The organism is Geomonas agri (assembly GCF_020179605.1).
Classification (GTDB): Bacteria; Desulfobacterota; Desulfuromonadia; order Geobacterales; family Geobacteraceae; genus Geomonas; species Geomonas agri.
The window spans coordinates 1,330,011-1,356,465 of record NZ_JAINZO010000002.1 but is presented as its reverse complement, the minus strand read 5'-3'; the positions used below and the strand labels follow the sequence as shown (position 1 = coordinate 1,356,465).

At 66.5% G+C, this 26,455-nt stretch carries 12 protein-coding genes and 1 riboswitch; of the genes, 8 read left to right on the top strand and 4 right to left on the bottom strand.

Annotation, left to right across the window (positions count from 1 at the left end):
• Positions 1 to 12: 12 nt before the first annotated feature.
• The 4 genes from K7R21_RS17270 to K7R21_RS17255 form a co-directional block, all read right to left on the bottom strand.
• Positions 13 to 8,286, bottom strand: coding sequence for a CHAT domain-containing protein (locus tag K7R21_RS17270; protein WP_224984515.1), 8,274 nt, complete (start codon positions 8,284 to 8,286; stop codon positions 13 to 15).
• Positions 8,271 to 8,942: a DUF1318 domain-containing protein gene (locus K7R21_RS17265; RefSeq protein WP_224984514.1), complete on the bottom strand. Its 672-nt coding sequence runs from the start codon at positions 8,940 to 8,942 to the stop codon at positions 8,271 to 8,273. The genes K7R21_RS17270 and K7R21_RS17265 overlap by 16 nt, the downstream gene beginning before the upstream one ends.
• Positions 8,929 to 12,546 carry an AsmA family protein gene (locus tag K7R21_RS17260; protein WP_224984513.1) on the bottom strand — a complete coding sequence of 1,206 codons (3,618 nt, stop codon included), beginning with the start codon at positions 12,544 to 12,546 and terminating at the stop codon, positions 8,929 to 8,931. The genes K7R21_RS17265 and K7R21_RS17260 overlap by 14 nt, the downstream gene beginning before the upstream one ends.
• 85 nt (positions 12,547 to 12,631) lie before the next feature.
• Positions 12,632 to 13,036 carry a cytochrome c3 family protein gene (locus tag K7R21_RS17255; protein ID WP_224984512.1) on the bottom strand — a complete coding sequence of 135 codons (405 nt, stop codon included), beginning with the start codon at positions 13,034 to 13,036 and terminating at the stop codon, positions 12,632 to 12,634.
• A gap of 318 nt (positions 13,037 to 13,354) precedes the next feature.
• On the opposite strand from K7R21_RS17255, the gene K7R21_RS17250 reads away from it, so the two are divergent.
• The 8 genes from K7R21_RS17250 (at position 13,355) to K7R21_RS17215 (ending at position 26,401) form a co-directional block, all read left to right on the top strand.
• Positions 13,355 to 14,044, top strand: a complete 690-nt coding sequence (locus K7R21_RS17250; protein ID WP_224984511.1) for an ABC transporter ATP-binding protein — start codon at positions 13,355 to 13,357, stop codon at positions 14,042 to 14,044.
• The gene (locus K7R21_RS17245) at positions 14,041 to 16,593 is read left to right on the top strand and encodes an ABC transporter permease (RefSeq protein ID WP_224984510.1); all 2,553 of its coding nucleotides are present in this window, start codon (positions 14,041 to 14,043) and stop codon (positions 16,591 to 16,593) included. The genes K7R21_RS17250 and K7R21_RS17245 overlap by 4 nt, the downstream gene beginning before the upstream one ends.
• A 176-nt stretch (positions 16,594 to 16,769) precedes the next feature.
• Entirely contained in the window at positions 16,770 to 17,573 is an 804-nt protein-coding gene (locus K7R21_RS17240) for an outer membrane lipoprotein-sorting protein (protein ID WP_224984509.1), read from the top strand.
• Entirely contained in the window at positions 17,570 to 18,802 is a 1,233-nt protein-coding gene (locus tag K7R21_RS17235) for a hypothetical protein (protein ID WP_224984508.1), read from the top strand. Before K7R21_RS17240 ends, K7R21_RS17235 begins: the two co-directional genes overlap by 4 nt.
• A 244-nt stretch (positions 18,803 to 19,046) precedes the next feature.
• Positions 19,047 to 21,629 (top strand): sigma 54-interacting transcriptional regulator, encoded by a 2,583-nt coding sequence (locus K7R21_RS17230; protein ID WP_224984507.1) that lies wholly within the window; start codon positions 19,047 to 19,049, stop codon positions 21,627 to 21,629.
• A 189-nt stretch (positions 21,630 to 21,818) separates the two neighbouring features.
• Entirely contained in the window at positions 21,819 to 22,091 is a 273-nt protein-coding gene (locus K7R21_RS17225) for a hypothetical protein (protein ID WP_224984506.1), read from the top strand.
• A gap of 201 nt (positions 22,092 to 22,292) precedes the next feature.
• Positions 22,293 to 22,461: riboswitch (M-box (ykoK) riboswitch) on the top strand.
• Positions 22,462 to 22,931: 470 nt separating this feature from the next.
• Complete coding sequence (gene mgtA, locus K7R21_RS17220) at positions 22,932 to 25,610, top strand: magnesium-translocating P-type ATPase (RefSeq protein ID WP_224984505.1); 2,679 nt, start codon at positions 22,932 to 22,934, stop codon at positions 25,608 to 25,610.
• Positions 25,610 to 26,401, top strand: coding sequence for a PTS sugar transporter subunit IIA (locus K7R21_RS17215; RefSeq protein WP_224984504.1), 792 nt, complete (start codon positions 25,610 to 25,612; stop codon positions 26,399 to 26,401). Before mgtA ends, K7R21_RS17215 begins: the two co-directional genes overlap by 1 nt.
• Positions 26,402 to 26,455 lie beyond the last annotated feature (54 nt).

The window sequence follows — 26,455 nt, the reverse complement described above, 5'->3', positions numbered from 1 at the left end:
GGGTTGTCGACTTTACTTGTAATCACCGGTCAATACGAACGCCCCCCAGTATCCGGGGTGCGGGTAGCGGTTTCTCACGTGCAGCATGGCCAGCCTCAGTGCCTGGGCCTTGTCGCTGCGGCTGTAGTCCCGATAGAACTGCTTCATCAGTATGGCGCTGGAGACGTCAGATACGCGCCAGAGGCTGGAGACCAGGGCATGGGTCCCGGCGAACAGGAAGGCGCGGTTCATGCCGATCACATCGTCGCCGCTTTTCACGTCGCCCAGGCCGGTCTGGCAGGCGGAAAGCACCACCAGGTCCGCCTTGATGTCCAGCCCGAACACCTCCTCGGCCTGCAGCCGGCCGTCGTTCTTACCGTCCTTGGCGAGACGGATCGAGGAGAAGAGCGGGTTGACGGGGTCGAACTCGCCGTGGGAGGCGAAATGAATGATACCGAACTTGGCGATGTTATCACGCACCCAGCTCTCAGTGGCCCGCTCCCGGGTCAGTGTGGTCACGTCGCTGTAGTTCCAGCGCAGCGTGCCGGCCTCCTTCTCGGCGAAGGGAAGATCGAGGGCGGCGTTGCCGAGGTCCGGGTTGCCAATGGCCAGGATGCGCAGGTTCTTGGCGGCTTGGCGCCGGGACAGGGTGTGACGGTACACCGAGGCGGCCGGCAGGTGGAACAGGGTGTGCCGGTCCACCAGGTAATCTCTGCCGTCATAGAGGGTGGCGAAGGAAAGGTAGTGCAGGCTGCCGTGCGGCACGATGCCGACCGTCTGCCCCTCGGGCACACCGGCGAGCGGCTCGGCAAGCAGGATCCGGTACAGCTCGCGTGAGTTCTGTTCCAGCGGCTCCAGGTTCTGCAGCATGCGCCGGTAGGTGGCGATCTTGTCGGCGACCTCGCGCGCGGAGGCCTTGAGCACGAAGAGCCGCGACCCCTGCCGCTCCAGGCGCCAGCACAGGAGCCGGTCCGGGAGCTGGTAGTAGGACAACAGGGTCACCCCCGGTTCCAGCAGCTTCTCTACCTCGGCCACGGTGACCGGGGTGACCTTGACTAGCGAAAGGAGTTCGGGACGGCGCCGCTCGATATCGAGCAGGAGGTCCTGGTATTCGCCGCGCAGCTTGTCCAGCGCGGCCGCGTACATGGTGCGCTCGGCGGGATTGGCCGCCTGCAGTGCCAGTTGTTCCTGCTCCTGGATCTGCTCCCGGAGCCGCCCCTGGCGGTCGTAGAGGTCCTGGTCGGCGCCACCCGCGAGCGAGAGGCGCTGCCGTCCCAGGATATCGATCAGGGTCCTGGCGCGGGAGCGCTCGGCGACGGCGAAGGCTTCGTCGTCTCGGTGAAGCTCCACCAGGAGCCCGACCAGCCCCTGGTAAACATCCATCTTGTCGGCAAGAAAGCCGTCTTTCAACTGGTCCAGCTTGATCTCGGCCCGGAGGCCCTCCACCGTATCCAGCGCCTGGCGGTAGGAGGCGACGGCACCATCGCGGTCCCCACCCTGCTCCTTCAAGCGAGCAAGACCGAGCAGGGCGCGCCAGCGCACCTCCCTGAGCAGCATGGCATCGGCCAATTCCAGTGCCTTGCCGTAGCTTTCCGCCGCCGGGCCGGCCTGGTTACTACGGGCCCGGGCATCGCCCAGCGCCAGGTGGATCTTGGCCTGGTTCACCTTGTCGCCGATGGCGTCGGCCAGTGCCGCCGCCTCGGTGAGCAGTTTCAGTGCGCCGGCGGGATCCCCCATCTTGAGCCGGGTCTGGCCGAGGTTTCTCAGGTCATAGGCGATGGCCCAGCGCGAGCCGAGGGCGCGGTCGATAGCGAGCGCCTGCCCAAGGCTCTCCAGCGCCCCCTGGTAGTCGCCCGACTCGCGCCGCACCAGGCCGATGTTGTTCAGCGTGGTGGCGCTCTCGTCGCGGCGCACCTCCAGTTTGCCGGCCAGGTCCAGGGCCTGCCTCAGTTCCACCAGGGCGCGCTTGTTGTCCCCCAAGGTCCACCAGATCAGGCCGCCGGTGTTCTTGGCCATCACCTGCTCCAGCGCCCAGTTTTCCTTGAGCGCCGCCTTTTCCACCTGCTCGCGCAGGTCGAAGGCTTCCTGGTAACGCCCCTGGAACCAGGCGTTGTTCCCCTGCTCCAGCACGATCCTCATCCTGGTTCGCTGCTCGGAGTTGCCCACCTTGGCGAGCGCCTCGCGGTAGAGGGCATCGGCAGCGGGAAAGTTCCCCAACAGCCGCTGGCAGCGGCCGCGCTCCAGGATGGTCTCGGCCTCGAGAGCGGCATTGCCGTTTTTCGCGTAGAGCTCCTGCGCTTTCCGGTAGTAGCTTTCGGCGACGGCGAACTGGTTCAGGCGCAGGTCGAAGATGCGCCCGAGGTTGCGGTACTGGTCGGCCAGGTTCAGCTCGTCCTTCAACTGGGCGCGCAGCCCGGCCGCCTCCTCGAAGAGCGAGCGCGCGGCGGGATAATCAACCGCGTTTTCCATGACCACTCCGAAATCGGAGAGGGCCGCGGCCTGGTCCTTGGCGAGTCCCAGGTCGGCGAAGATGGAGATGCCCTCCTTGAGCGCGGCGGTCGCCTCCTTGAAGTGCTCCAGGCGCCCCTGCAAAAGCCCCAGCCGCAACAGGGCGTCGGCATGCTCGGCAGAATAGGGTTTCTCCTTGGCCAGCCGCTGTACCAGACTGTCGGCATGGCTCACGGCGCGCTCGGTGAAGCCGGCACCGAAGGCACTTTCCCGGGCGTGGCGGTGCAGTGCGGCGCGGTTCTTGGCCAGCTCCGGCGTCGCCTCGGCGACCACCAGGGCGTTGTCGAAGAGGGCCAGCGCCTGGGCGTAGCGCCCGTCGTTGTGCGCCTGCACCGCCATCTTCACGTAGTCGTTGAAGAGCTTCTTGGCGAGCTTGGCGCTCTCGGCGGCGTCGCCGCCCCAGTCGCCGATCAAGAGCCAGTCCCCCGGGAGTTCGCGCCGCGCCTGGGCGAGCGAGTGGTCGGCGTAGCTCTTGGCGAAGGGGGTGAGGTCGACAGTGCGGTCGGCGACAAGGACGCTTGGCACACCGATCAGCGCGGCCAACTGCCCCAGGTACCATGCCTGCCCCGTCCCCCCCTTGGGAGCCAGGAGAAGCGACACCGAGTCGCCGTCGGCAAGCTGCACCAGGTCGTGGCGCACACCGGCGGCATCCTCCCAGGCAGCGCTATAGGTGCCACCGGCACCGGGACGATTAGGAGCCGCAGGAAGGAGCCCCACGGAGGCAGGGAGCACCAGGGTGTGGGCATCGGGGAGGCGGCCGGGCAGAGCGTCGGCGGGGAGCTTGGCAAACGGCGGCTGTGCGGGCCACACTCCGGCCGGGTCCAGCACCTGGGTCCGCAGCGGGCGGCGCCCCTCCACGCTTTTCAGCAGTTGGCTCGCGCTCACCCCCCAACTTAGGGGTCGCGCCGAGGCGAATTGCTCGGGGCGCTCGTAGATGGCGACCTGCGCGGGATCGTTCAATCGGGCCGCGACTGCCGCACGGGACTGGGTCTGCGCGCTGACGCCGTCCTTGGCGCCGAAGGTGAAGACGAGGAAGCGGTCACCGGGGAGCGCGACCAGGCGCAGCACGTGACGTCCCGGAAGACGCTCCATGACGTCGATCGCCTCGGCGGGCTGCGGGGTCAGGGCCTGGCACAGCTTGGCGCCTTTGCCGGAAGAGCACTCCTTGCGGAAGGAGGTAAGGAGCGCCGCGAAACGCTCCCGTTCATTCGCGTTGCCGGCCGAGAGCGCGGCCGACGAGGCGGCGAGGCGGAGCACGCCGGGGCCGGCGACAGCGTAGTACGGGGGCATCAGTTCCAGCTTTTTGCCCAAGAGGGTATCCAGGACTGTCTCTTCCTGCTGAGCGCGCAGCTTCAGGTAAGCGGCGCCTTCCGGCGCGGCCTTAATCAGCGCGCCGCGCACTCGGTCCAGTTCGGCAAGGTGCGGCGCGGCCTTGCGCAGCAGGTCCACCGTAGCGTCATCGTCGATACCGAGAAGGCTGCGCCCCAGAATCTGCACCCGCTCCAGTTCGGAGAGGCGCTCCACCAGGGCGAAGCCCTGCTCCGGGTCCTTGGCGGCGAGCGCCTCGATGCGTGGGGAGAAGCGCTCGGCAAGCTCGCCGAGGCGCAGGTCGTAGTCGGTGGGGGGGAGCCGGTCCAGCATCTTGAGGGCAGCGTCGTAGTCGCCCAGCGCCACCTGCGCGCGCCAGGCCATGGCATCGTTGCCGGCGGCGCGAGCCTCGGCGAGCGCCGCGGTGTAGCCGGCCTGGGCCGCGTCCGACAGCCCCAGCGCGGCGAGGGTCGCCGCCCGGTTCAGGCGCGCCGCCAGGCGCGCATGCAAGGTGTCGCGGTTCTCTGTCGGACCAGTCGGACCGGTCAGACTAGTCCGACTGGTCTGACCCGCGCCGACTTTCAGCACCTTGTCCCACACCCCAACCGCCCGGTACTGCAGCGCCTGTCGGCTGACGTCATCGGCGCGCCCGGTGGCGAGCCGCGCCAGGATGGCGCCGGCGTCGTTGCCGTAGCGGGCCACGGCATCGGAGGGGAGGGCGTCGCGGTAGGTGCCGGCCTGCGCCGAGCAGGCCGCCTGCGCCTCCAGGAACTCTGCCACCTCGCCCGGCGCGGCATCCGCGGGCAACAGCATGCCCCAGTTGACCAGGTTCAGCATGGCCCCCACGGCGTTGCCGCTTTTCAGCGCCAAGGCCGTCGCCTTTTTGAAACCGGCGGCTGCACCGGCTCGGTCGCCGCGCGCATAGGCGAGCTGCGCGGCCCGGTGGCTCAACAGCCCCACCCCGAAAAGATCCCCCTCGGCAACCTGGTCCACCCGTTCCGGGTAGCGGCCCAGCAACTCATTAAACAGTTTTTCGGCCGTCGCGTTGTCGCCCAGGTCGGTGGCGATGCGCGCGAGATAGCTCTGCGCCAGGCGCCGCTCCTGCTCCGCCGAGAAACCGTAGGCGGCCTCGGTCGCGCCCCCCTTGTTGAGGGCGACGTTGGCGGACACGTTGATCAGCCCGCCGCCACGCTTGGGCGCGCTCTTTTTCTCCGGTGGGTACTGGTCCAGAAGCGCCAGCACTTCGGTGAAACCGTCCCGGGACAGCAACAGGAGCCTCTTCTTCTCCGCGCCGGAAGCAGTCTCGGCCTGGCGGTAGGCAGCGATGCTGGCCGAGCGGCGGTTGGCGGCCAGGTTGCCGTGGCGCCCGAGCGCCCGGTTTAGCCGGTAGGCCTGGTCGAAATGGGCCAGGGCAGGCTGGAAACGCTCGGCATCGAAGTTGGCGAGACCAAGGCGGTCGTGCAGCTCCGCACCGGTCTCCACCAGGCGCGGTACGTTGTCCAACTCGCGCTCCACGGCGCTCGCCATCCCGTTCAACTCGATGAGGAACTTATCCCCCTGTGGTACGCCGGTGCAGGCCGCGGCGACCAGCTTGCGCTGCCGCGCCAACAGGGTCCTGAGGGCGGCGTCGAACTTCTGCCACCCCGGCGCGGGAGGCGCCTCAACCCGGTCTGCCCCGAGCAGTTCCAAATCCGCGTTGATCGCCTGCTGTTCCGCAAGCCGCTGCTCCTGCTGGGGCGATAGCTTCTGGCCCGCAAAGAGGCGCTCGTTGACCCGACGGGTCAGGCGCCCGAACTGCTCAAGGGAGCGGGCCGGATCGAGGCGCGCCTCGGCCAGCTTGAGCGCGCGGCCATAGCCGTCGATGGCAGCCTCTTTCTCGCCCACTTGGAAAGCAACCGCGCCGTAGCGCTGCTCGAAGAGGAGTTCGGTATCGACGTTGTCGAAGGGGACCTTGGCGGCCAGGCGCTGGCTGTAGAAGCTCCAGGCCGTGGCGTTGCGCCCCAACAGGTACGCGATATTGCCGATGTTGAGCGAGAGGTTGGCGCTGTTTTCCGGGTTTTCCTGGGGACGGTTCAAGAGCTTGGCGCGGCGGTAGAGGTTGAGCGCCCGCTCCAGCCCCCCCTGTTCGCCGTGCACCGTTTCCAGCACCTCGGCGATGTAGCCGCGGGTCTGGAAGGGATACTCGGAACCCGGCAGCCGCTCGGCGGCGCGCGCGATCAGGCGATCCGCCTCCTTGAGGGCATCCTTTCCCGGGAGGTAGGTGTAGCAGAGACCGGCACCGTACAGGAGCACCGGGTCGTCAGGGTAGGACTGCAGCATCTTCTGGTACAAGGCCAACAGTTCCGGAGTCTGACCTTGGGCGGCGACCGACTTGATGTAGCCGCGATGCGCCTCGAGGCTCCTCCCCTCGTAGCGGATCAGGTCCAGGAAGGCGGCACGGGCGGCGGAGACCTCGCCCAAGCGGTACAGGCTCTCGCCGGCGGCAAGGCTCTTTCTCAGGTAGGCGGCGCGGGCCAGCTGGTACAGCGGCGCGTCCTCGGGGTGCTCTCCCATCTCCTTTTCGTACAGCGCCGTCGCCTCACCGTAGCGCTCCTCGCGATAGAGGATCTCGGCCAGCGCGAAGCGGGCCGCGGCGGTCGGGGTGGCAATGGCGGGGAACTGCTCCAGTACGGTGCGGTAGGCGTCCTTGGCGCGGACCCAGTCGCCGCCGCGGTAGGCCAGGTCGCCGACCCGGTTCCAAGCACCCATGGCGAGGCGCGGCAGGGTGGTGCGATACTGCTCGGCCAGGGCCGCCAGGCGCTCGCGCGCGTCGGCGTTCTTCGCGGTCAACTGGTCCAGGATCTCGGCGATAGCCGCCTCGGCCCACTGTTCCTGCCGGTCGTACTTCCTGGCCACCTCGACCAGGGCCGCGACCGATCCCTCTCCCCCCTCGATGCGGGCCAGCAGCCGCGCACGGCGGTAGGCCGCCTCGGCCAGGATGTCCGGAGCGGCAGAAGTTTCAGCCAGCGCCTTTTCGAAGCGGGCGATGGCAGCCAGCTGGTCCTCGGCGCCGGAACCGTATTCGGCCTGGAGCCGGGCACCGTCAACGAGCGCCCGCGCCGTCGCATCCGCCCCCTTCCCCTTGGCCGCGCGCAGCATATCTTCCTGCGCATCAGCGATGACACCTTTGCGGCGACCCGCGACCACCACCTCTTCGCAGCGGCTGGCGGCTTCCAGGCGCAGCCGGGCGATCTCGGCCAGGGCAGCTTCCGGGAAAGCGGCATAGCGCAGGGCGGCCTCGGCGTAGCGATCCTCGGCCTGGCTCCGCTCGCCGGCCTGTTCCATGAGCCCGGCCAGGGCCAGCGACGCGAGCGCCCCTTCACGGGTCGGCGCATCCTCCCGCGCCAGTACGCGCAAGCAGGCAAGGCGCGCGGTGGCCGGGTCCGCCGGCTGACGCTCAAGGATCACTCGTGCGACCTGCCACTGGGCGGCGGCATCAGCCTGTTCCGGGATCTCGCCCGACGCCGGCAGTGACAGCACCTGCCCCCCCGCCGCCGCACCCGCAACGAAGAGCACCCGCTCTCCGGCCGGGATCGGGGCCGCGGTGGAAAGAAGTCCTGAAGTAAGCGGAAAGGCGGCCGGGAAACCGTGGCTCCCCTGACGCTTGAGCTGCAGCCGGAACACGGCGCCCCCGTCCGGCCCGTTGGCCGCATCCCCAACCGGGGGCGCGAAACGGGTAAAGAGGAGAGTATCGGCGTCCTGCCAGATCGGGTAGAGGTCGCGCTCGGCGCCGGCAGTCAGCTGGGTCAGGCGCCCTCCCTTTTCCCAGAGCCAGAGGTCGCCGCCGGGATCCTTGTCGCGGGAGACGAAGGCGATCCGGTTGCCGTCGGGAGCAACCGCCGCAAAGGCCGCGTCGATAGCGATGGGGAGTGCCTCTCCCTTGCCGGTGGCGAGTTCCAGGCGCACCAGGTCGCGCCGCTCTGCGCCGGGCAACTGGCGCTGATAGTAGATGGCGCTGCCGTCGGGGGCAAAGCCGGGAGCATCCTCGCCGGCGTCGTTGCCAGTGAGCCGGCGCGGTTCGGCGCCCGGCTTGGCCAGGTCGATGAGCCAGATGTCGCCCTTCAGGTCGTCGCGTTCGTCCGCGTAGGCGAGCCTCGTTCCAGTGGCATCGAAGGCGGGAGCGGAGATGCGCACCGGCCCCTTGGTCAAAAGGCGCGGCAGCTCGGCGACGTTGCCGGCGGGGTGCAGCCAGAGCTCGTAGCCGGCATCCCCTTTCTCCACCGTGGCGATCCACCTGCCGTCCCGGGAGCGGGCCGCGTAGAGTACCGACTGCGGGGTGTAGACCGCCGGCGTCGGCGCCATTTCCGGGCGCGAGCGCGGGGCCGGACGCGGGGCGGCCGGGGCCAGCAGTTCCTCACCTAGCGGCACCGCCTGTGCCGTCCCCGAGAGAAGGGCGGTGAGGGCCAGCAACAGGGTGATTTTCCTCGCGGCGGCGTTCATCGGGTTACCCATTTCCCGTCGTCCTCCTGCACCTTGGTGCCGGGGGCGCTGTTCTGGCGGTTCACCCGCGCGAAGACCTTGCGGATGGCGGGGAGGTCCTTGGCGGTGAAGTTCTCGTTGGTCTGCACCACCCTGAGCATCAGGATTTCACGGGAGCGGTTGACTTCATTGACCACCTGGCGGAACTCACCTTCGCCGAAGCGCCCGGCGAAGGCCTTCAGGTCGGCCGGCGCCTTTTCGGGAACCTCGCGGCTGAAGCTGGTCAGGGTCCCCTCCAGGTTTTCCCCCACCCACCCCAGGCGTTTCAGGGCCTCGACGTCGTCGGCATGGAAAGCGATGTTCTCCAGCGCCTGGGCCGCTTCCTGCTGTTCCGGCGAGTGTTTGGGCGGCGTTTCCACCTTGCCCGTCGGCGACACCCCGCGCACCGACGCAACCAGCAGCACGTCCTCGGAGAGTGCGTTGTAGGTTCCCAGCACCTGGTTTTCCAGCGAGGTCCGCTCGCTCACCACGTTGACGTCGACCTTGGCCAGGGTGCAGCCGGCCGCCGCCAGCAGGAGCACGGCAAAGGACAACCGGGCGACAATTGACAGTTGACAATGGACAATGGACAACGGACGGCGCTGCAAACGTCGCACGACGCGCGTTGAGAGTGATTTAGATTCCCGCATTGCTCCTCCTTTTCAGGGACGGCTTTCCTTTTGCGTCGATCACCAGGGTGTCGGAACGGACCAGGTCCAACAGGGTCCGGGACGAGGCGATGGAGACGAGGAGCCGCTTCAGCTCGTTTTGGATGGGAAGCTCGGAGAGACGCAGACGATCGATCCGCGGGATGGCGATGTCGATCCCCTTCACGGCAAGTTCCCCCTCGCAGTCGAGGGCGCCGTCCACGGCGCTGACCCGCAGCCCCTTTAAGTCAGCGCTCTGCAACGATTTGCGCTGCGCCACAATCTTCTCGTTGCGCTGGTACGGGTCGAGCGCGAACAGGGCGCGGTCCAGGATGCGCGAGCTGAACCGGCGCAGGTTCAGGTTGAGACGCATCCCCTCCAGGAGCGCCCGCTGCTCGGTCGCAAGCGGCGCCGACAGGCTCAGTTCGCCGGTCAGCTCCCCTTCTCCGCCGGGACGCTGCCCCCCCGCCGCGGGGAACAGGAGCACCGGGTCCAGCTTCGAGAAGTTGAAGTAGGTGGTGAGCACCGGGACCTCGCGAGAGAGATCGATCATACCGCGTGCCCGCACCGTCCCGCCCCCCACTTCGGCCTGGAAGAAGCTCAAACCTAAAGCCTCGGGTTCGAGCAGGAGGTCCGCCTCCAGTGCGCTGGCCTCGATGGGAACGGCGCCGGACTTGAAGGAGGCACGCTGGACGCCGATCTTGCGCGGTGCTCCCATCAGCCCGCGCAGGTCCTCGTAGATGCGGGCCGCGAGATCCGAATCGGCCGCCCCCAGTGGGGCCACCGGCGCCGGCCGCACCAGCCCGGTCGAAAGCGGCACCCACTCCTCCCCCTTACCCTGCGCCTGGGCCAGGGCGTAACTGCGGTCCAGCACCAGGTCGGCCCGGACGCCGCTGGCCGCGAGTCCCTTGCCGTCCGCCACGCCGAAGCCACGGCACTTGCCGTAGCCGCGCACCCTCAGCTCGCGCGCCGCGGTGAGATCGATACGCGCGCCGGCGGAGACGTTGCCCGCCAGTTGCCATCCTGCCAGCACCTTCTTGGCCTCGGCCGGGAAGTTCCCGTCCATGTGGGCGAACATGGTGGCGTCCAGGCGCCGCAATAGCGTGGCCGCATCGAACTTGCCACCCTGGTCTTCAAGGAGCGCGTCGATACGCCCGACGGTAAGGTCCGCGATCTGCGAAAGCCCCAGCGAGGCAACCTTCAACTCTTCCGTGAGCCGGAATTCCTTCCACCCCGTCAGCTCCCCCTGCAGGGTCAAGGTCCCTGCCTGCAGCGGCAGAGTTCCAACCGTGCCGGAGAGTCCGGTTACCGAGGCGAAGCGGAAAGCGCCATCCACGGTGAGCGGCTGTCCCGGGTGCGGCAGGGCGAGGCGCAGTTGCGGCGCGGTGGTGAGCCCCTGCACCCGGTAAGTGCCCTGGGCGTTGGGAAGACGCAGGTCCAGGTCGTTCAAGGTGAGCGCCAGGTCGGCGCGATCCAGCAGTGCGAGGCTTCCCTTCGCCTTGCGCAGTGGGTTCTCTTCTTTCGGAAGTTGGGCGACCGGCAGCGGCGCCGCGACATCCCAGGAGGCGGCGGCGAGGCCGGTGGCATCGAACCCGGCGGGAAGGAACGTGCGCGCGACCGGCATCAGGCGGCGCAGGTCCAGGTGCAGATTCCCCTTGCTGGCGGCGAGCTGCCGTCCCTGCCCGGTCAGCGCGGCCTCGGCATCAAGCGCCAGGGCGTCGGATGCGGAGAGCGAGCAGGTGGCACGCTGCACGGTCGGGCTCCCCTGCCCCTTGGGCGGCAGGTGCACTCCCTCGGCGGCGAGGCGGGCGTTGAACGGTTGCAGCGTCACGTCTTTGCCCTGCTGGTGCGCCTGCACGCTCTTTGCGGAAACCTGCAGCGTCGGGAGCGTCAGGTCGAGGGCGCCACCGGAAAAAGCGCGCGCCTTAAATTCCAGCTCTTCCCTCAACTGCTCCAGTGCCAGTTCGCTCCCCACGCCGACACGCTCCAGTTCCAGCTTCTGCCGGGCGTCTACCAGGGCACGCTTCCCCTTCAGGTCGATCTCGGTGAGGGTCAGGCTCACGCCCCCCTTCATGCCGTCGATCCGTACCGGCTTCTTCCCCGCCATATCGAGGCGGCGACCGGACCACGAGAGGTCGGCCGCGATGCGCACCGGTTTCATCTTTTTAAGGGGGATGAGGCCCTTGTCTATGGAGAGGGTCATCCCCTCCCCCTGCAGCGGCCCGCCGGCCAGCGCCAGTTGCAGTAGCGGCAGGTCCACCCCCAGTTTCTCGATCCCCACAGTCCCGTCGTTCCCCGGCCCCTGCAGCCGCGCACTCAGCTTGGTAAGCGATGCCGTTCCCTGGAGATCCTGCACCGGAAGGTTTTTCGGCAGGAAAGGCGCAGCCACCTGCCGGGCCCGACCCAGGTCCAGGCGCAGCGGTCCCAGTTCCGCCGCCACGCTGCGCGATTTATCGGTGGGGCGATCGACCAGCGCGTGCCAGGACGCGGTGATGAGCCCCGGGCTGATCAGGCTCCCCTCGTCGAAGGCGACCTGCTGGCGCTCATGGTTGCTGACCAGCTTCTGGCGCAGGTGCAGGCCCAGCGGCGCGAGCCCCGCCTTTCTCCCGGGAAGCCGGCTCACCGCCAGCCGATCGCCATCCAACGCGAGCGCCATGCGCAGGTCTCCCGCCCGGTCGGTCTGTGCCTTGAGATCGAGCACCAGCTTGCCGCCGACGTCGGGGAGGGGCTTCTTGGCGAAAGGCGCAGCGAGGCGAACCAGTTCCGGGAGGGTGAGGGCGAGGTTGGCCTTGAGCCCCTCCGGCCGGGTCACCCCGCCAGCCGCGTTCAGCGCGACGCCGGGCAGATCCGCCCGTGCCGTCAGGGCAGCGGCCGCGGGCTTGATGCGGTAGGCAGCGGTGACCAGGTCGGCCACCTCTACGCTGAGGCTGATCGGTTGCGCCTTGCCGGCGTCCACCGCGACCTTGCCGGACAGCGACGTGCGGATGGGAAGCTTGCTCAGGGAAGGTACGGCGAGCCCGAAGGAGAAGTCGCTCAACAGCGCTTCGCGCTTGGAGACGGGATCGGCGTAGTAAAACTTCATGGGGGAAGCGTCGACGGACAGACGCAGGTCGAGCGGCAGCGGCCACTCCAGGGATTGGAACTTCTGCACCCCTTCCGCGATGCGGGTCAATGGATCCTTGACCGGCTTCGCCTCGGGGGGCTTCGGGGGGCCGGGAGAGAGCTCGGCCTCCAGCTTCTTCACCTTCAGGTCGAGGCTCACGCACCAACGTCCGGTCGCCTTGTCGCGGGAAACGTCCGGATCGAGTTTCAGGTGTTGCAGGGACGCGTGCACAAGTGGCGGCGGCCCCTCCCCCAGCACCAATCCGGTAAGGGCGATACCGTCAGTCCAGGAGACTTGAAGGTCGGACCAGGAAACCGGCTTTTTCAGGGCCTTGGAGATTCCCAACCGCAGCAGGGACTGCGCGGGGTCGGTGGAGAGGATGGCTGGCAGGGACACCACCAGCAGCACCAGCAGAAGCAGGGCGGAGAACGTCAGGGTGCAGCCGACGAAGATAACGCGTCTGACGCGAAGGGTACTGATGTAAGAACGGAGGCGACGGAGCATCAGTCAATGTCCCAGGGGTGCGGAGGAAAAAATAGAGAGTTTTTTGTTACCATCTCCGCCGCTTAAAGTCAAACCGGATCGCCCCTCAGTAGGTGGACCGCAGGTACCTGTGGCAGATGTAGCACAACTCGTCACCATTCCTGATCAGGTGCGGCGCCGGCCTCGTCAGATCATGGCAGGACAGGCAGGTTATTTTACCATCCTCCAACACGCAACCGGCCTCCAGGTTCTCGGAGATGGGTGTGAACCGTTCAGCTTTCCGGCGAGGAGGATAGCTGCGCAGCACGGGGTGTTTGTTGGTGTAGAGGCAGTGATCTTCGAGACAGATGGAAACGGGTCGGGCGGAGTCTTCGGAGTGGCAGACCATGCACTCTGCCATGGTGAGGATATATTTGGCACTGGTCTGGTGGTAGATGTTGGCTTCGCCCACCTCGAAGAAGAGCATGCCACCCAAGGCAGTAGCAGTAATTGCTTGCAGCCTTAAATGCACCTTCCCGGACTCGTCGATAAGGCACCTATGTACTAGAGGCCATCCAACTCCGTATCATTGCGACTCTGAAAGTATTTGGCGGTCCGGTGACACCCCCTGAAAGCTTAGCACAGCCGGTATGACAGACAATGCAAAGGCAATTATATTCGGCTCATTGACTGACGACATCCACGGTGCTGTGTCGGCGGCAGGGGAGAAAATCAGTCTTTTTGAATTCACTCATTTTTCCAGTTGACTGCGGCGACACGAGCAGGCAAAACAGGGGTGCTGTGCCCTTGGTCTACTAGTCAAAATTTCCCCCCAAGGAGGAACCTGAACGTGCTGCAACTTAGAGACGTAGTGAAGTCATACGAGACAAAGTCGACGGTGACGGCGCTGGCGGGGATAACCCTCTCCATCGCAGCGGGCGAAATGGTGGCGATCATGGGACCGTCAGGGTCCGGCAAATCCACCCTCTTGAACCTGATGGGCGGCCTCGACGTGCCGAGCTCCGGCGCGGTGCTCGTGGCGGGGACCGACCTCGCCAAACAAAGCGAGAAGGAACGCTCACTGTTCCGGCGCACCCACGTCTCCTATATCTTCCAGGCCTACCACCTGATGCCCACCCTGCGGGTCAGGCAGAACGTTGCCCTGCCGCTCAGGCTCGCCGGGGTCTCCGCCAAGGAGGCGGAGGGCAGGGTGGACCGGGTGCTGGCCGAGGTGGGGCTGGAACATCGCGCCGACCACCTCCCCGACGAACTCTCCGGGGGCGAGCGCCAGCGCGTCGCCATCGCCCGCGCCCTGGTCACCGATGCACCGCTGCTTCTGGCCGACGAGCCGACCGGCAACCTGGACAGCGCCCGCAGCAAGGAGATCCTGGCCCTGCTCCGCTCCATCCATGGCCGGCGCGGCACCACCATCGTCATGGTGACCCACGACCGCGAGGCCGCCTCCGCCTGCGACCGCCTCATCCGCCTGCGTGACGGCCTGGTCGAGGACGACAGCGCGGCCCCGGGAGGTGGCAGATGAGGTTCCTGCTGCGTCACCTCTCCCTCTCCTACGCCCGGCGTCACTTGGCCAAGACCATCCTGACCCTGCTGGGGGTAGTGGTCGGCGTCACCACCTTCAGTTCCATCAAGACCGCGCAGGACGCGCTGGTGGTCGGCATCGGGTCCACCGTCGACCGGGTCGCCGGCAAGGCGCAGCTGCAGGTGACCATGGAGGGGGGTGTCCCCGAGGCGCTTCAGGAAAGGCTCCGTAACCTCCCCGGCATCCGGGCTACTTCTCCCGTCATCGAGCAGATCGTGATCCCGGAAAGAGGGGAACTGGGAAGCCTGATGGTGATCGGCGTCGACCTCCTGGGCGACCGCGAGATGCGTGACTACGGCTTTGAGGGGGACGACGCAGACCTGGACGACCCCCTGCTCTTCCTGGCCCAGCCCGATTCCGCCCTCTTCACCCGCGAGTTCGCCAAGCGCGCCGGGCTCACTACCGGCACTTCCCTCGCCGTCAAGGTCCCCAGCGGCGTCCGGAAGGTGACCGCGCGCGGCCTGATGAGCCCCAAGGGGTTCGCCCAGGCCTTCGGCGGCAACCTGATGGTGGTGGACGTCTACGCCGCTCAGGAGCTCTTCGGCCGCGGGCGTCGCTTCGACCGCATCGACGTACGCCTCCAGGACGGGGTCACCGTCGCCCAGGGGACCGAGATGCTGCAAAAGACGCTCGGCCCGGCCTACCGCGTGGAAACGCCGGCGCGGCGCGGCGAGCAGATGGAGCGGCTGGTGGCCAACTTCACTGCCGGCTTCAACGTCTCCAGCGCCTTTGCCCTCTCCATCGGCATCTTCCTCATCTTCAACGCCTTCAACGTCTCCGTGAACCGCCGGCGCCGCGACATCGGCACGCTACGCGCCCTGGGCGCCACGCCGCGCCAGGTGCAGATCCTGTTCCTGGCCGAGGCGCTCATCATCGGCCTCCTCGGGGGCGCGCTCGGCTGCCTGGCCGGCACAGCCTTCTCGCAGGCGCTCCTGGTGAGCATGGGACAGAGCACCGAGATGGTGTACGGCATATCCGGCTCCGGCGTGGTGCACCTCACCCCGGCGATCGTGCTGCAGTCCATGCTGCTCGGCCTGATCGCTTCCCTGCTCGGTGCCTGGGGACCTGCCCTCTCCGCCTCGCGCATCTCCCCCACCGAGGCGTTCGCCAAGGGTTCCTTCCAGGCCAAGGTGCAGCGCCGGATTGGACCGCGTATCGCCGCCGCGGTCGCGTTCGTGGCCGGCGCCGTCGCGCTCGCGCTCAGCAGCGTGGTCAAGGGGAACACCCTGGTGCTCTCGGTGCTCCTTTTGGGAGGCATCGGCCTCGTGCTCCTGATCGGCCCGCTCTCCCGCGCCGTCCTGGTCGCCCTGGGCCCGCTGCTCACCCACCTGTTCCCCTCCGCCGGTCCGCTCTCCTCGGATTCGCTCTTGGGCAACCCGCGCCGCAGCTCCGGCACCATCATGGCCATGGCCCTTTCGCTCACCTTCGTGCTGGGACTCGGGGGCTACATGGGCTCCACGCGGCTCACCATCGTGCGCTGGATGGACGACATCCTTACCTGCGACCTGTTCGTGCGCGCCTCGGCCAACTTCTCGCGTCCCGACTTCCTCTACCCGGGTGCGGTGAAGGGGGAGATCCTGGCGCTCCCGGGCGTGCGCACCGTGGAGAGTTACCGCGCCATCCGGCCCCAGTTCCGTGGTCGGCAGATCCTGGTCGGCTCCGTGGAGATGGACACGCTGATGCAGCGGGTGCGCTACGATTTTGCCCAGGGCGATCGCGATTCGATGCGGGAGGGGCTGCTCAACAAGGAGATGTGTGCCATCACCGAGAACTTCCACGACCGCTTCGGCCTCGGCGTCGGCGACAAGGTGCCGCTCAACACGCCGGGGGGGATGGTCGAGTTTCCTATCGCCGCCGTGATCCGCGACTACTCCTCGGACCAGGGCGCCGTGTTCCTGGACCGCAAGGTATTCCTAAGGCACTGGCAGGACGACCGGGTCGACATCTACGACGTCTCGGTGACGCCGGGGACCGACCCGGGCAAGGTACGCGACGCCATCCGCGCCAAGCTCTCCGGCCGCTATCCCGCGCTCATCTCGACCCAGCGCGAGTTCAAGGACGAGATCGGCAAGGCTATCGACGCCTTCTACGCCGTCATGCGCATCACCGTCTTGCTGGCGCTCGGGGTCGCCTTCCTCGGCATCGTCACGTCGCTGCTCATCTCGGTGGCGGAGCGGACCCGCGAGATCGGAATATTGAAGGCGCTCGGGGCGCTCCCCGGGCAGATCGCGCGCAGCGTGGTGCTGGAGGCGCTGGTGCTTGCCATGGTGGGGCTCATGCTGGCGCTTCCCGCCGGGAACCTGTTCGCCTCCTTCATGGAGGGGCCGGTAGCCAAGGCATTCACCGGGTGGGCCATGCCGCACCATTACCCGTGGGAGGTGCTTGGCGAGCTAATCGTGGCGCTGCCGTTGGTTTCCTTCCTTGCCGCCGGTATCCCCGCGCGCCAGGCGGCAGGGGTCAAGGTGACCGAGGCGATAGAGTACGAGTAGCTTTATCCTCCCTCTCCCCCCGGGAGAGGGTCGGGGTGAATGCGTTGGCAGTGGCAACCTGGTCACCTATAGCAGCTCCCTCACCCGGCCTACGGCCACCCTCTCCCGGAGGGCGAGGGAATGGACTGCCAAGGGTATTGGCCGTCTGCACATTCATCAAATGGAGGTATTTCTAAATGATCCGAAACCTTGCCAAGTTGCTGCTCTCTGTCGCAGCCGCGCTCCTCATGCCCCTTTACTCCACCCCCACCTTCGCCGCCCCCGACGCTCGCGCCCTTCTCAAGGAGTCCGAGAGCCGGCACCGCACCAAGACGCAGCAGTACTCGGGCGACCTCACCGTGGTGAACAAGGAGGGGAAAGTCCGCAAGAAGGGGTGGAACAGCTATCGCCAGGGATACGCAGGGGACTCGAAGAACCTGATCCGCTTCACCGATCCTCCCGAGGTGAAGGGGGTGGGCTTTCTCTCCCTGCCGCGGCCGGGCTCGGACAACCCGGACCAGTGGCTCTACCTCCCCTCCATGAAACGGGAGCGCCGCATCGCGCCGCAGGACCGGGATGCCTCCTTCGTCGGCACCGACTTCAACTACGAGGACATGGAGGAGTTCGACCACGAGAAGTACAAGGTCTCGCTGCAGGGTGAGGAAACTATCGACGGTCAGCCCTGCTGGGTCATCACTGCCATCCCGCTGGAAAAGGGGAGCAAATCGATCTACCAGAAGCTGATCCTCTACCTGAGAAAAGACATCCTCTACCTGGTGCGCGAGGACCTGATCAGGAAGGGGGAGAAAGAGCAGGCGAAGCGCCTGATACTCTCGGATATCAAGAACGTCGAGGGGCACTACGTCGCTGCGCGCATGGAGATGACCGACCTCAAGAAGGGGAGCCACACCACGGTGACGCTGAAGCAGATCTCCTTCAACCGCCCCCAACCGGCCAGCCGCTTCACGCTGCAGAACCTCACCCGCGAGGGGGGCGATTGAGACCTCTCCTCCTGCTCCTAGTGCTGCTTGTGCTCCCCTGCTCCGCGCTGGCCGAAGGGTTCTCCGGCTACGCGGAGCTGAAGGGCTTCGCCTACGGGGAACGCTTCGCCGGCGAGCCGTACGGCGCCGGCTGGGGCACGCTCTACAACAAGTGGGAACAGCGCCTCGGCGAGAGCCAGTTCACAACGTCTTTGCGCGCCGAGTGGATCACCTCACCGCAGTCGAGCCCGCTGGTCTTCGACCCCGCCGACCGCAAGCTCCGGCGCCCGCCGCTCTCGGTTCCGGAACTCTGGCTGCGCGTCCCGCTCGCCGGGTCGCATGACCTCGAGGTAGGCCGCTTCCAGCTCGGCTGGGGCAAGACCGACGGCTACTCTCCCGCCGACGCCTTCCTCCCCCGCGACGTGACCGACCCCTTCGCCGACGAAAAGTTGCCGCTCTGGGCCGTCCGCCTGAGCGGCCAGGAGGAGAACCTGCGCTACCAGGCGGTGCTGGTGCCGGTGACGACACCCTGGCGCCTGCCCCCCTTAGGAAGCCGCAACGCCCCGATCGCCTCGGGCGCCCTCCCGGCCGGGACCACGTTCCATGAACAGGACGACGCACCGCCGCTCCCGGGCTTCGCGGCCCTGCGTCTCCTGGCGACCCACGGCGACTGGGATCTCGGCGTCTGGGCGAGAAGCGGGGTGCGTCCGGCGCCCATCCTGGCCTTCTCTCTCGACCCGGCGCTGCAGACCGGGCCGGTCCCGGTGATCTCGGTGGCACGACGCTACCCGCGCGAGCACGGGGTGGGGGTCGAGGTGTCCCGGGTTGCCGGCCCGTACGTCGTGCGCGGTGAGGCGGCCGCCCTCTTCTCGACGGACCCGGAATTGGGCGACGCCCTGATCGGCACCTTGAGCGTCGAGCGCGGCTTCGGGGACGGGACGCTGCTCGTCACCCTGGCCGGCAACGCCATCGACCCGCCGGTCGATCCCACGCTCCTCTTCGACCGCGGCCTTCTCCCCGCCCTGATCGTGGCCTGGAACCAGACCGAGGAATGGGGCGCCTGGAAGCTGGTCTGGGACTGCGGTCTCAAGCGCGGCGACGGCCTCCTGAAAGCCGAGGTCGGCTACAACGTCACCGACACCTGGAAGGTCACCGTCGGGGGTGATCTCCCCTACGGCTCGGAACGCGGCCCGCTGGGCGCGCTGCACGGTGCGCGACGCCTGGTGGCGGCGTTGCGGCGCAGCTGGTGACCCGGATTCCGTCTTGACAACGCGGTGCAGGGAATTAATCCTTCCCAATTCGGCGCGCCCGTCCCTCATCCGGCACTGATGCCCCGCCCACCGCGCCCGGAGACGTATACGCGGCCGCAACCCTTTGCGCGGTATACGTTTTAGACACCGCCCCGCCTTTTACGCTACCATCGTAAACCTTCGGCAGCCGCCCCGGCCCAACGGCCACCACACCGGGTAACCTCCTGCCGAAGCCGGGAGAACGATGGCTGCAATCAGTTCCGAGACCATTTCGGGCATTCGCCTTTTCAACGGCCTCAACCAGCACGACCTGGAGCGCATCGCGCAGCGCCTGGAGTTGCGCGATTTCGCCGCGGGTGACGTGATCCTCGCCAGGAGCGAACCGGCGCAGGAGCTCTACGTCATCCTCTCCGGGAGGATCCGCGTCGAGCTGTTGGACCGCTCCGGGCAGATCCTCAACCTCACCGAGCTCGGCATCGGCAACGTGATTGGCGAACGGGCCATCCTCACCGACGAGAAGCGTTCCGCTGACGTGCGCGCCATCACCGAGGTCCAAGCCGCCCGGCTCACCCGGCAGCACTTCGAGGAGTTGCTGGAGGGCATGCCGCTGCTCTACGCCAACTTAAGCCGCATCCTGGCTGCACAGTTGGGGAGCTGGGCACACCGCCACCAGCGCGAGGAGAGTGAGCACCGCGAGGTGATCACCAACATCATCGGCTGGCAGCTCCTCCCCGAATTCGGCGAGTTCCCCGGCACCTCGCAGTGGGTGCGCCTTCTGAACCAGCGCCTGCAACACCTGGCTGGATCAAGGAGCCACGTCCTCATCCTAGGCGAGCCGGGGACCTGGAAGGACCTCGCCGCCCGCCTGATCCATTTCCACAGCACCGGTGACCGCCCGGTCCTCTTCCTCGACTGCGCCTCGCCGCCCCCGGTGATGGGCGAGGAATGCTCCGCCAGCGACTCCGCCCAGCAGAACTCGCTCCTTTTGGGGCTCGCCCAGGAGGCCGCCCTGTTCGGGCACGCGCCGGAAGGGGCCATGTACGCGCGCCGGGTCAGGCGCGGCATGATCGAGCTCGCCGCCGGCGGCGACATCATCCTCAGGAACATCGACTGCCTCTCCAGCGCCGTGCAGGAGGAACTGGTCGAATTCATGGAGACCGGCCACTTCACCCGCCGCGGCGAGACCAAGCTCAGAAGCGCCCAGGTGCGCATCATCGCCACCTGCGGCAAACCGCTGCAGCCCTTGGTGGAAAGCGGCAAATTCAACGCAGTGCTCTTCAAGAAGCTCTCCGGCGAGACACTGGAGCTCGTGCCGCTGCGCGAGCGCAAGAAGGACATCCCGGTCATCGCCCGGAGCCTATTGAAATCCCTGAACGCCAAGCACCACAAGCAGGTGCGCCGCCTCTCCCAGGACGCCCTGAACCGCCTGGTGGACCACGACTGGCCCCTGAACGCGAGTGAGCTGTACCAGGTCGTCTCGCGCGCGGTGGTGGTCTGCAACGACGACGAGATCCAGCCCGAGCACATCTCGCTGCAGGGGCACCCCTTCGGCGACGGGCGCTTCAACCTGCTCACCTTGCCGGCCGTGGAGAACCTGGCCCGCGACCCGCGCTTCCCGCGCCTGCTGCGCTGGCTCACCGTGCCGCTCTTTCTCGGCGTCACGCTCTACACCCTGTTCGGACCGCCCCAGCACAACGCCGCCAACCTGGTCGCCTGGACCATCGGCTGGCCCGCCCTGTTGCTCACCGCCTTCCTGTTCGCCCGCGGCTGGTGCAGCTTCTGCCCCATGGAGGCAATCGGCGAGTACCTCGGCGTCTCCAGCCGCGTGGTGCGCGACCCCGCGCCCTGGCTGCGCCGCTGGGGACCGTCGCTCTCCTTCGCCGCGCTGGTGGTGATCCTCCTTTTGGAGCAGGCCACCGGCATGTTCAGCTACGCGGGCGCGACCGGCGTGCTCCTCTCGGGGATCCTCTGCGCCACCGTGAGCGCGGACCTGGTCATCGGCCGCCGGGGGTGGTGCAAGTTCCTCTGTCCCCTGGGGCGGATCGTGAGCCTCGTGTCGCGCATCTCGCCGCTGGAGATGCACAGTAACCACAACGTCTGCTTGAGCCGCTGCCGCGTGGACGACTGCATCAAGGAGAAGGGGTGCCCGATGGGACTGCACCCCTCCGGCGTCGACAGCTCCGACCACTGCGTGCTCTGCCTGAACTGCGTCAGGAGCTGCCCGCACCGCTCCATGCAGCTCGACCTGAGAAACCCCACCTGGGGTGGCTTCAACCGGGCACGGCGCGGCTTCCGCGAGGCGCTCTTCAGCACCACCCTGGTCGGCGTGGTCATCGCCGCCAAGGGGACACCGCTGGTGGCCGGGCGCCCGTTGGAGATCTTCTCGCGCACCATCTGGAGCGTGCAGGACTACCTGCTTGCGCTGGCCATCGTGGCCGGCTTCACCCTGCTCGCCTGCCTCGCCTCCGCCACGGTGCGCGGCACCGGCTGGCGCGCGGTCTTCACCACCAGCGGCCTCGCCTATCTCCCCCTGGCAGTGGCGGGTCTCTTCATGATCTTCTTTAGGGCGCTGGTCGAGGGGGGCGCGCAGATCGTCCCGCTCCTGGTCCAAGCGCTCGGGCTCGACAACGTGCTCAATGCGGCCACGCTCACCCCGGAACTGGGCACGCTGCGCCTGCTCATCTACCCGCTGCTGCTGCTCGCCGCCCTCTTCTCCTGGGTGATCCTCGCCAAGCTGCAGCGCCAGGACGGCCTGCCGTCCCGGGCGCTCTTTGCGCACCGCCTGCTCATCCTCGCCGCCGCGGCGGTCTTCATCGTGATCCTCTAGCCCGCTGCCAAAAGGGGCGGGCCATTCGCCTGTCATGCTCTTAAGCACTACCCTGCAAGGTCATTATGTGAGATAATTGCTCTATCGACCTGAAACCGCCCCGTCACAGCCAGCCAGATTTTCAGCAATGACACAGGCGGCGAGGTCGTTACATCCATTTCCGGAAATCTCACAGACAGGAGGCGCACGATGAAAAGGATTGCTCTGGTTGTGATGGCAGGTTTCCTGGCTCTGGGCAGCGTACCGACCTATGCCGGAGACACGGGCGGCAAGGACGAGTGCCTGCTCATCTCGAAGAACTGCAAAAACGAGGTGGACAGCATCCAGCAGAAAATTGCAAAACTGCAGGGAGAGATCAACAAGGGTAGCAAGGTCTATACCGCTGCCGAGCTGAAAAAACTCCACGAAAAGCTGCAAGAGGCCAACGGCATCCTGGACGATCTGAACAAGCCGGGCCATTAGCATCCCGTCCGGCACCACGTCTTCCGCAGACAAAGGCCACCGCGGCTCACCACGGTGGCCTTCGCCGTTCGGGGTGATGACCACGCCACGCCTTACTTTTTGCTTGCCACCCGCACCCAAACCTGTTACAAATTTTTGGTCAGACCGCTGGAATACCGTCCGCAGACCCGTCCGGCCCTGGCGACATTCGCATAGCAGCACCGAATTCCTCGTTAAGATGAGGCGTTTGCACAAACACAGGCTACTGCCCGGAAACGTCGAAAGACGCCAATGGGTAGACCAGGTATTGCCGGATTAAGGCTTTACTTAAGGTAGCTGGTCCCCGCGACCTACGTTGTGCACTGCCGAAAACCTACGAGAGGGGAATCACAGGCAGACGTTCAGGCCCGGGTTCTCCCGTGGCCTTTTTTCGTACCTTCACGTCACACATAAAAGGTGGTGGTTCTACAAATTGGACAGTCATAGTAGCGAATATCCGTTACCCATCCCGTTCCTGCGGCGCTAGCCTCCTCTCAAAGCCATCCTCCTTCCCTGCCTGCTTTGACCCGCTTTCCGCCCAAGAACGGGACTTAAAGAAGCAGCGGGGAGTTATCGTACACTCCCTCATTAGTGCAATCATCGATCGGTTCACGCATCGGCGGCAGTTCGTCCGCCAAGCCGCGTGCAGGCCGGGGTGCGAACTGCGACGTCTTCCGCTCGCGCGCTCACTCCCGGACCAGGCGCCTCCTCGCGTGACCGGTTTGCCGGCAGCCTGTTAGGCTTGTCGAAGCAAGGCCGTGGTCCGCCGCGCGCAGGCGGCCACCCAGCAGCACGGATGTGATAGGAGAAGGAAGGATGTTCATGTTTTCCAATATACCCACCGGGCGCTCCGCGAAGCAGCAGGCTCCCGCCCAGCGTGCGACGGCGCCGAAGACCGCCATCCAGGGGGCATGCGAACGCCGCCTGGTCGAGCTCTGCTCCATGTCGGTGCGCGACACGCTGAAGGAGCTCGACACCAAGGCCAAGGAAGGGCTCAGCACCGAGGAGGCCGAAAAGCGCCTCGACGAGTACGGCGCCAACGAACTGGCCCACGCCAAGCGCCTCAGCGTCCTGGCCGACCTTTTGGAGCGCTGCAAGAGTCCGCTCGTCATCCAGCTCCTGGTGATCGCCGTTCTTTCCGGCGCCGTCGGCGAGACCAAGTCCGCCGCCATCGTCACCGCCATGATCATCCTGAGCGTCGGACTTTCCTTCATTCTGGACCGCCGCTCCGGTCAGGCGGTCGAGGCGCTGGGCAAGAGGGTGCAGTCGCGCACCCTGGTCTTGAGAGACGGCGAGGAGACCGAGATCCGCATCTCGGACGTGGTCCCTGGCGACATCGTGCTCCTCATGGCGGGCTCCATCATCCCCGCCGACGTGCGGCTCCTCTCCGCCAAGGACTTCTTTGTCAGCCAGTCCGCGCTCACCGGCGAATCGATGCCGGTGGAAAAAAGCGCGCTGGTGGACAAAGAGCACGAGGCAGGGCTCTCTGCCTGGGAGCTTCCCAACGCCTGCTACCTGGGCTCCAGTGTCAACAGCGGCTCGGCTCGCGCCGTCGTGGTCAACACCGGCGTGCGCACCTTGTTCGGCTCCATCTCCGCCTCGCTCGCCGAGAAGCCAGAGGAGACCAGCTTCGACAAGGGGACCCGCTCCTTCACCTGGCTCATGATCCGCTTCATGCTGGTGATGACCGCCGCGGTCTTCATGATCGTCGGCATGACCAAGGGGAACTGGGTAGATGCCCTCCTCTTCGGCCTCTCCATCGCCGTCGGCCTCACCCCGGAAATGCTCCCGATGATCGTGACCGTCAACCTCGCCAAGGGCGCACTCACCATGGCGGCCAAGAAGGTCATCATCAAGCGGCTCCCCTCGATCCAGAACTTCGGCGCCATCGACATCCTGTGCACCGACAAGACCGGCACCCTCACCCAGGACAAGGTCGTCCTTGAGAAGTATGTCGACCTGACCGGACGCACCAGCGAGGACGTCCTCACCTACGCCTACCTGAACAGCCACTACCAGACCGGGCTTAGGAACCTGATCGACCGCGCCATCCTCGATCACACCGACATGAACGTGCAGCTCTGCCGCCTGGTGGACGAGCTTCCCTTCGACTTCCAGCGCCGGCGCATGTCGGTGGTGGTTGACTTCGAGGATGACCACGTGCTCATCTGCAAGGGTGCGGTGGAGGAGATCTACGAGTGCTGCAGCCACTACCAGATCGGCGAGGAGGTCTATCCTCTATTCGACATGATCAGGGACAACCTGTTCGAGGAAGTGGAGCGCCACAATCGCGACGGTTTCCGCGTCCTCGCCATCGCATACCGCGAGTTCCCGCGCGAGAAGACCCAGTTCGAGGTGAAGGACGAGTCGCAGATGATCCTTTTGGGCTTCATCGCCTTCTTCGATCCGCCCAAGGCGCAGGCCAGCGAGGCGCTCGGGCTATTGCAGGAAGCCGGGGTGCGGGTTAAAGTCCTGACCGGCGACAACGGCCTGGTCACCCAGAGGGTCTGCACCAACGTTGGCCTCAAGGCCGACCGTATGCTGACCGGCGCCGAGCTCTCGCGCATCAGCCCTGAGGATTTCGCCGCCGTGGTGCAGGACGTGGACATCTTCGTGAAGCTCTCCCCCGCCCAGAAGGAGCAGATCGTGCGCAGCCTGCGCGCCAGCGGCCACGTGGTCGGCTTCCTGGGAGACGGCATCAACGACGCCCCGGCACTGAAAGCTGCCGACGTCGGCATCTCCGTCGACTCCGGTGTCGACGTCGCCAAGGAGACCGCCGACATCGTGCTCCTGGAGAAGAGCCTCCTGGTGCTCGAAGAGGGGATCATGGAAGGGCGCCGGGTGTTCGCCAACATCGTCAAGTACATCCGGATGGGGGCCTCCTCCAACTTCGGCAACATGTTCTCGGTGATGGGGGCGAGCTACCTGCTCCCCTTCCTCCCCATGCAACCAGTGCAGATCCTGACCAACAACCTCCTGTACGACTTCTCCCAGACCGGGATCCCGACCGACCGCGTCGACCCGGAACTGGTGGCCAAGCCGCTCAAGTGGAATATCGAGAACATCAAGCGCTTCATGTTCTGCGTCGGCCCGATCAGTTCGCTCTTCGACTACGCGACCTTCGCGCTGATGTGGTACGTTTTCGGGTGCGCCGCCTACAACGCACCCGGCGTTACCGCACTGCAGCAGGAGGGGCTCGCCAAGCTGTTCCAGACCGGGTGGTTCGTGGAGTCGCTGTTGACCCAGACCCTGATCGTGCACATCATCAGGACCCGCCGCATCCCGTTCTTCGGCAGCTGCGCCTCGCTCCCCATGACCCTGACCACCCTGGGCATCATGGCTATCGGCGCCTGGCTCCCCTATTCCCCCTTCGCCGCGGCGCTCAACCTGGTGCCGCTGCCGCCGGTCTACTGGGTCTGGATCATCGGGTTCCTGGTGGCCTACTCGGTACTGACCCACTTCGTGAAGACTTGGTTCTTCAACCGCTTTGGAGGTGACTGATGGACAGCTTGCTCGACGCACTACAGGAAGGACGTCTCCTCGAGATACCTGACGACTACGACAAGGAAGATGCGCTGCGCTTCCTGGCCCACATCCTCGAGGCCGTGCCGTCGCTGCCGCCCGACACCGACGTAGCGGGGCTGATCCTCGCTAAGGAGGGGACGTCCAAGACTGCTCTCGGCAAGGGATGGGCCTGCCCCGACGCCCGCGTCCCCTTCGAGGAAGACCTGATCTGCGTCGTCGGCTGGAGCCCGAAGGGGATCGACTACGGCTCACCGGACGGCAAGCCGGTCAAGGTGATCGCCATGTACCTGGTCCCGGAGAACCAGCGCAGCAACTACCTGCGCGAGGTTTCCCTCCTGGCCAAGGCCCTGGAGATCTACCCGGAGATCGAGCGGCTCAACGCGGCCGACAGCCTGAACGACATCCGCGACCACCTGCTCGACCTGATCAGTACCACCAAGGGAACCGTCGGCCCCGACTCCCGCGCCCGGATGATCCGCCTGCAGGGACGGGCAGCCGCGGTGGAACCCGCTCCCTACGACCTGGCCAACCTGATCGTAGAACCGATCACCATCCTGGTGGGCGACGGTCTGAAACCGGTGGTGCTCGGCCACGACCAGGCTCTGGTGGAGCTCCTGGAAGGCTTCCAGGGGCTGGCCGGGGAGTTGACCGGGCACAGCGCCTTCAACACCGGCGGCTGGCGCATCGTCAAACGCAAGGAGGCCTCCTTCACCGGGGAACGCCACCTCATCGACTGTCTCGCCCTCAAGACGTCCGGAGGGAAATGACGCGCAGTTACAGCAAAAGGGGGAGCCGGATTACGGCTCCCCCTTTGACGTAGC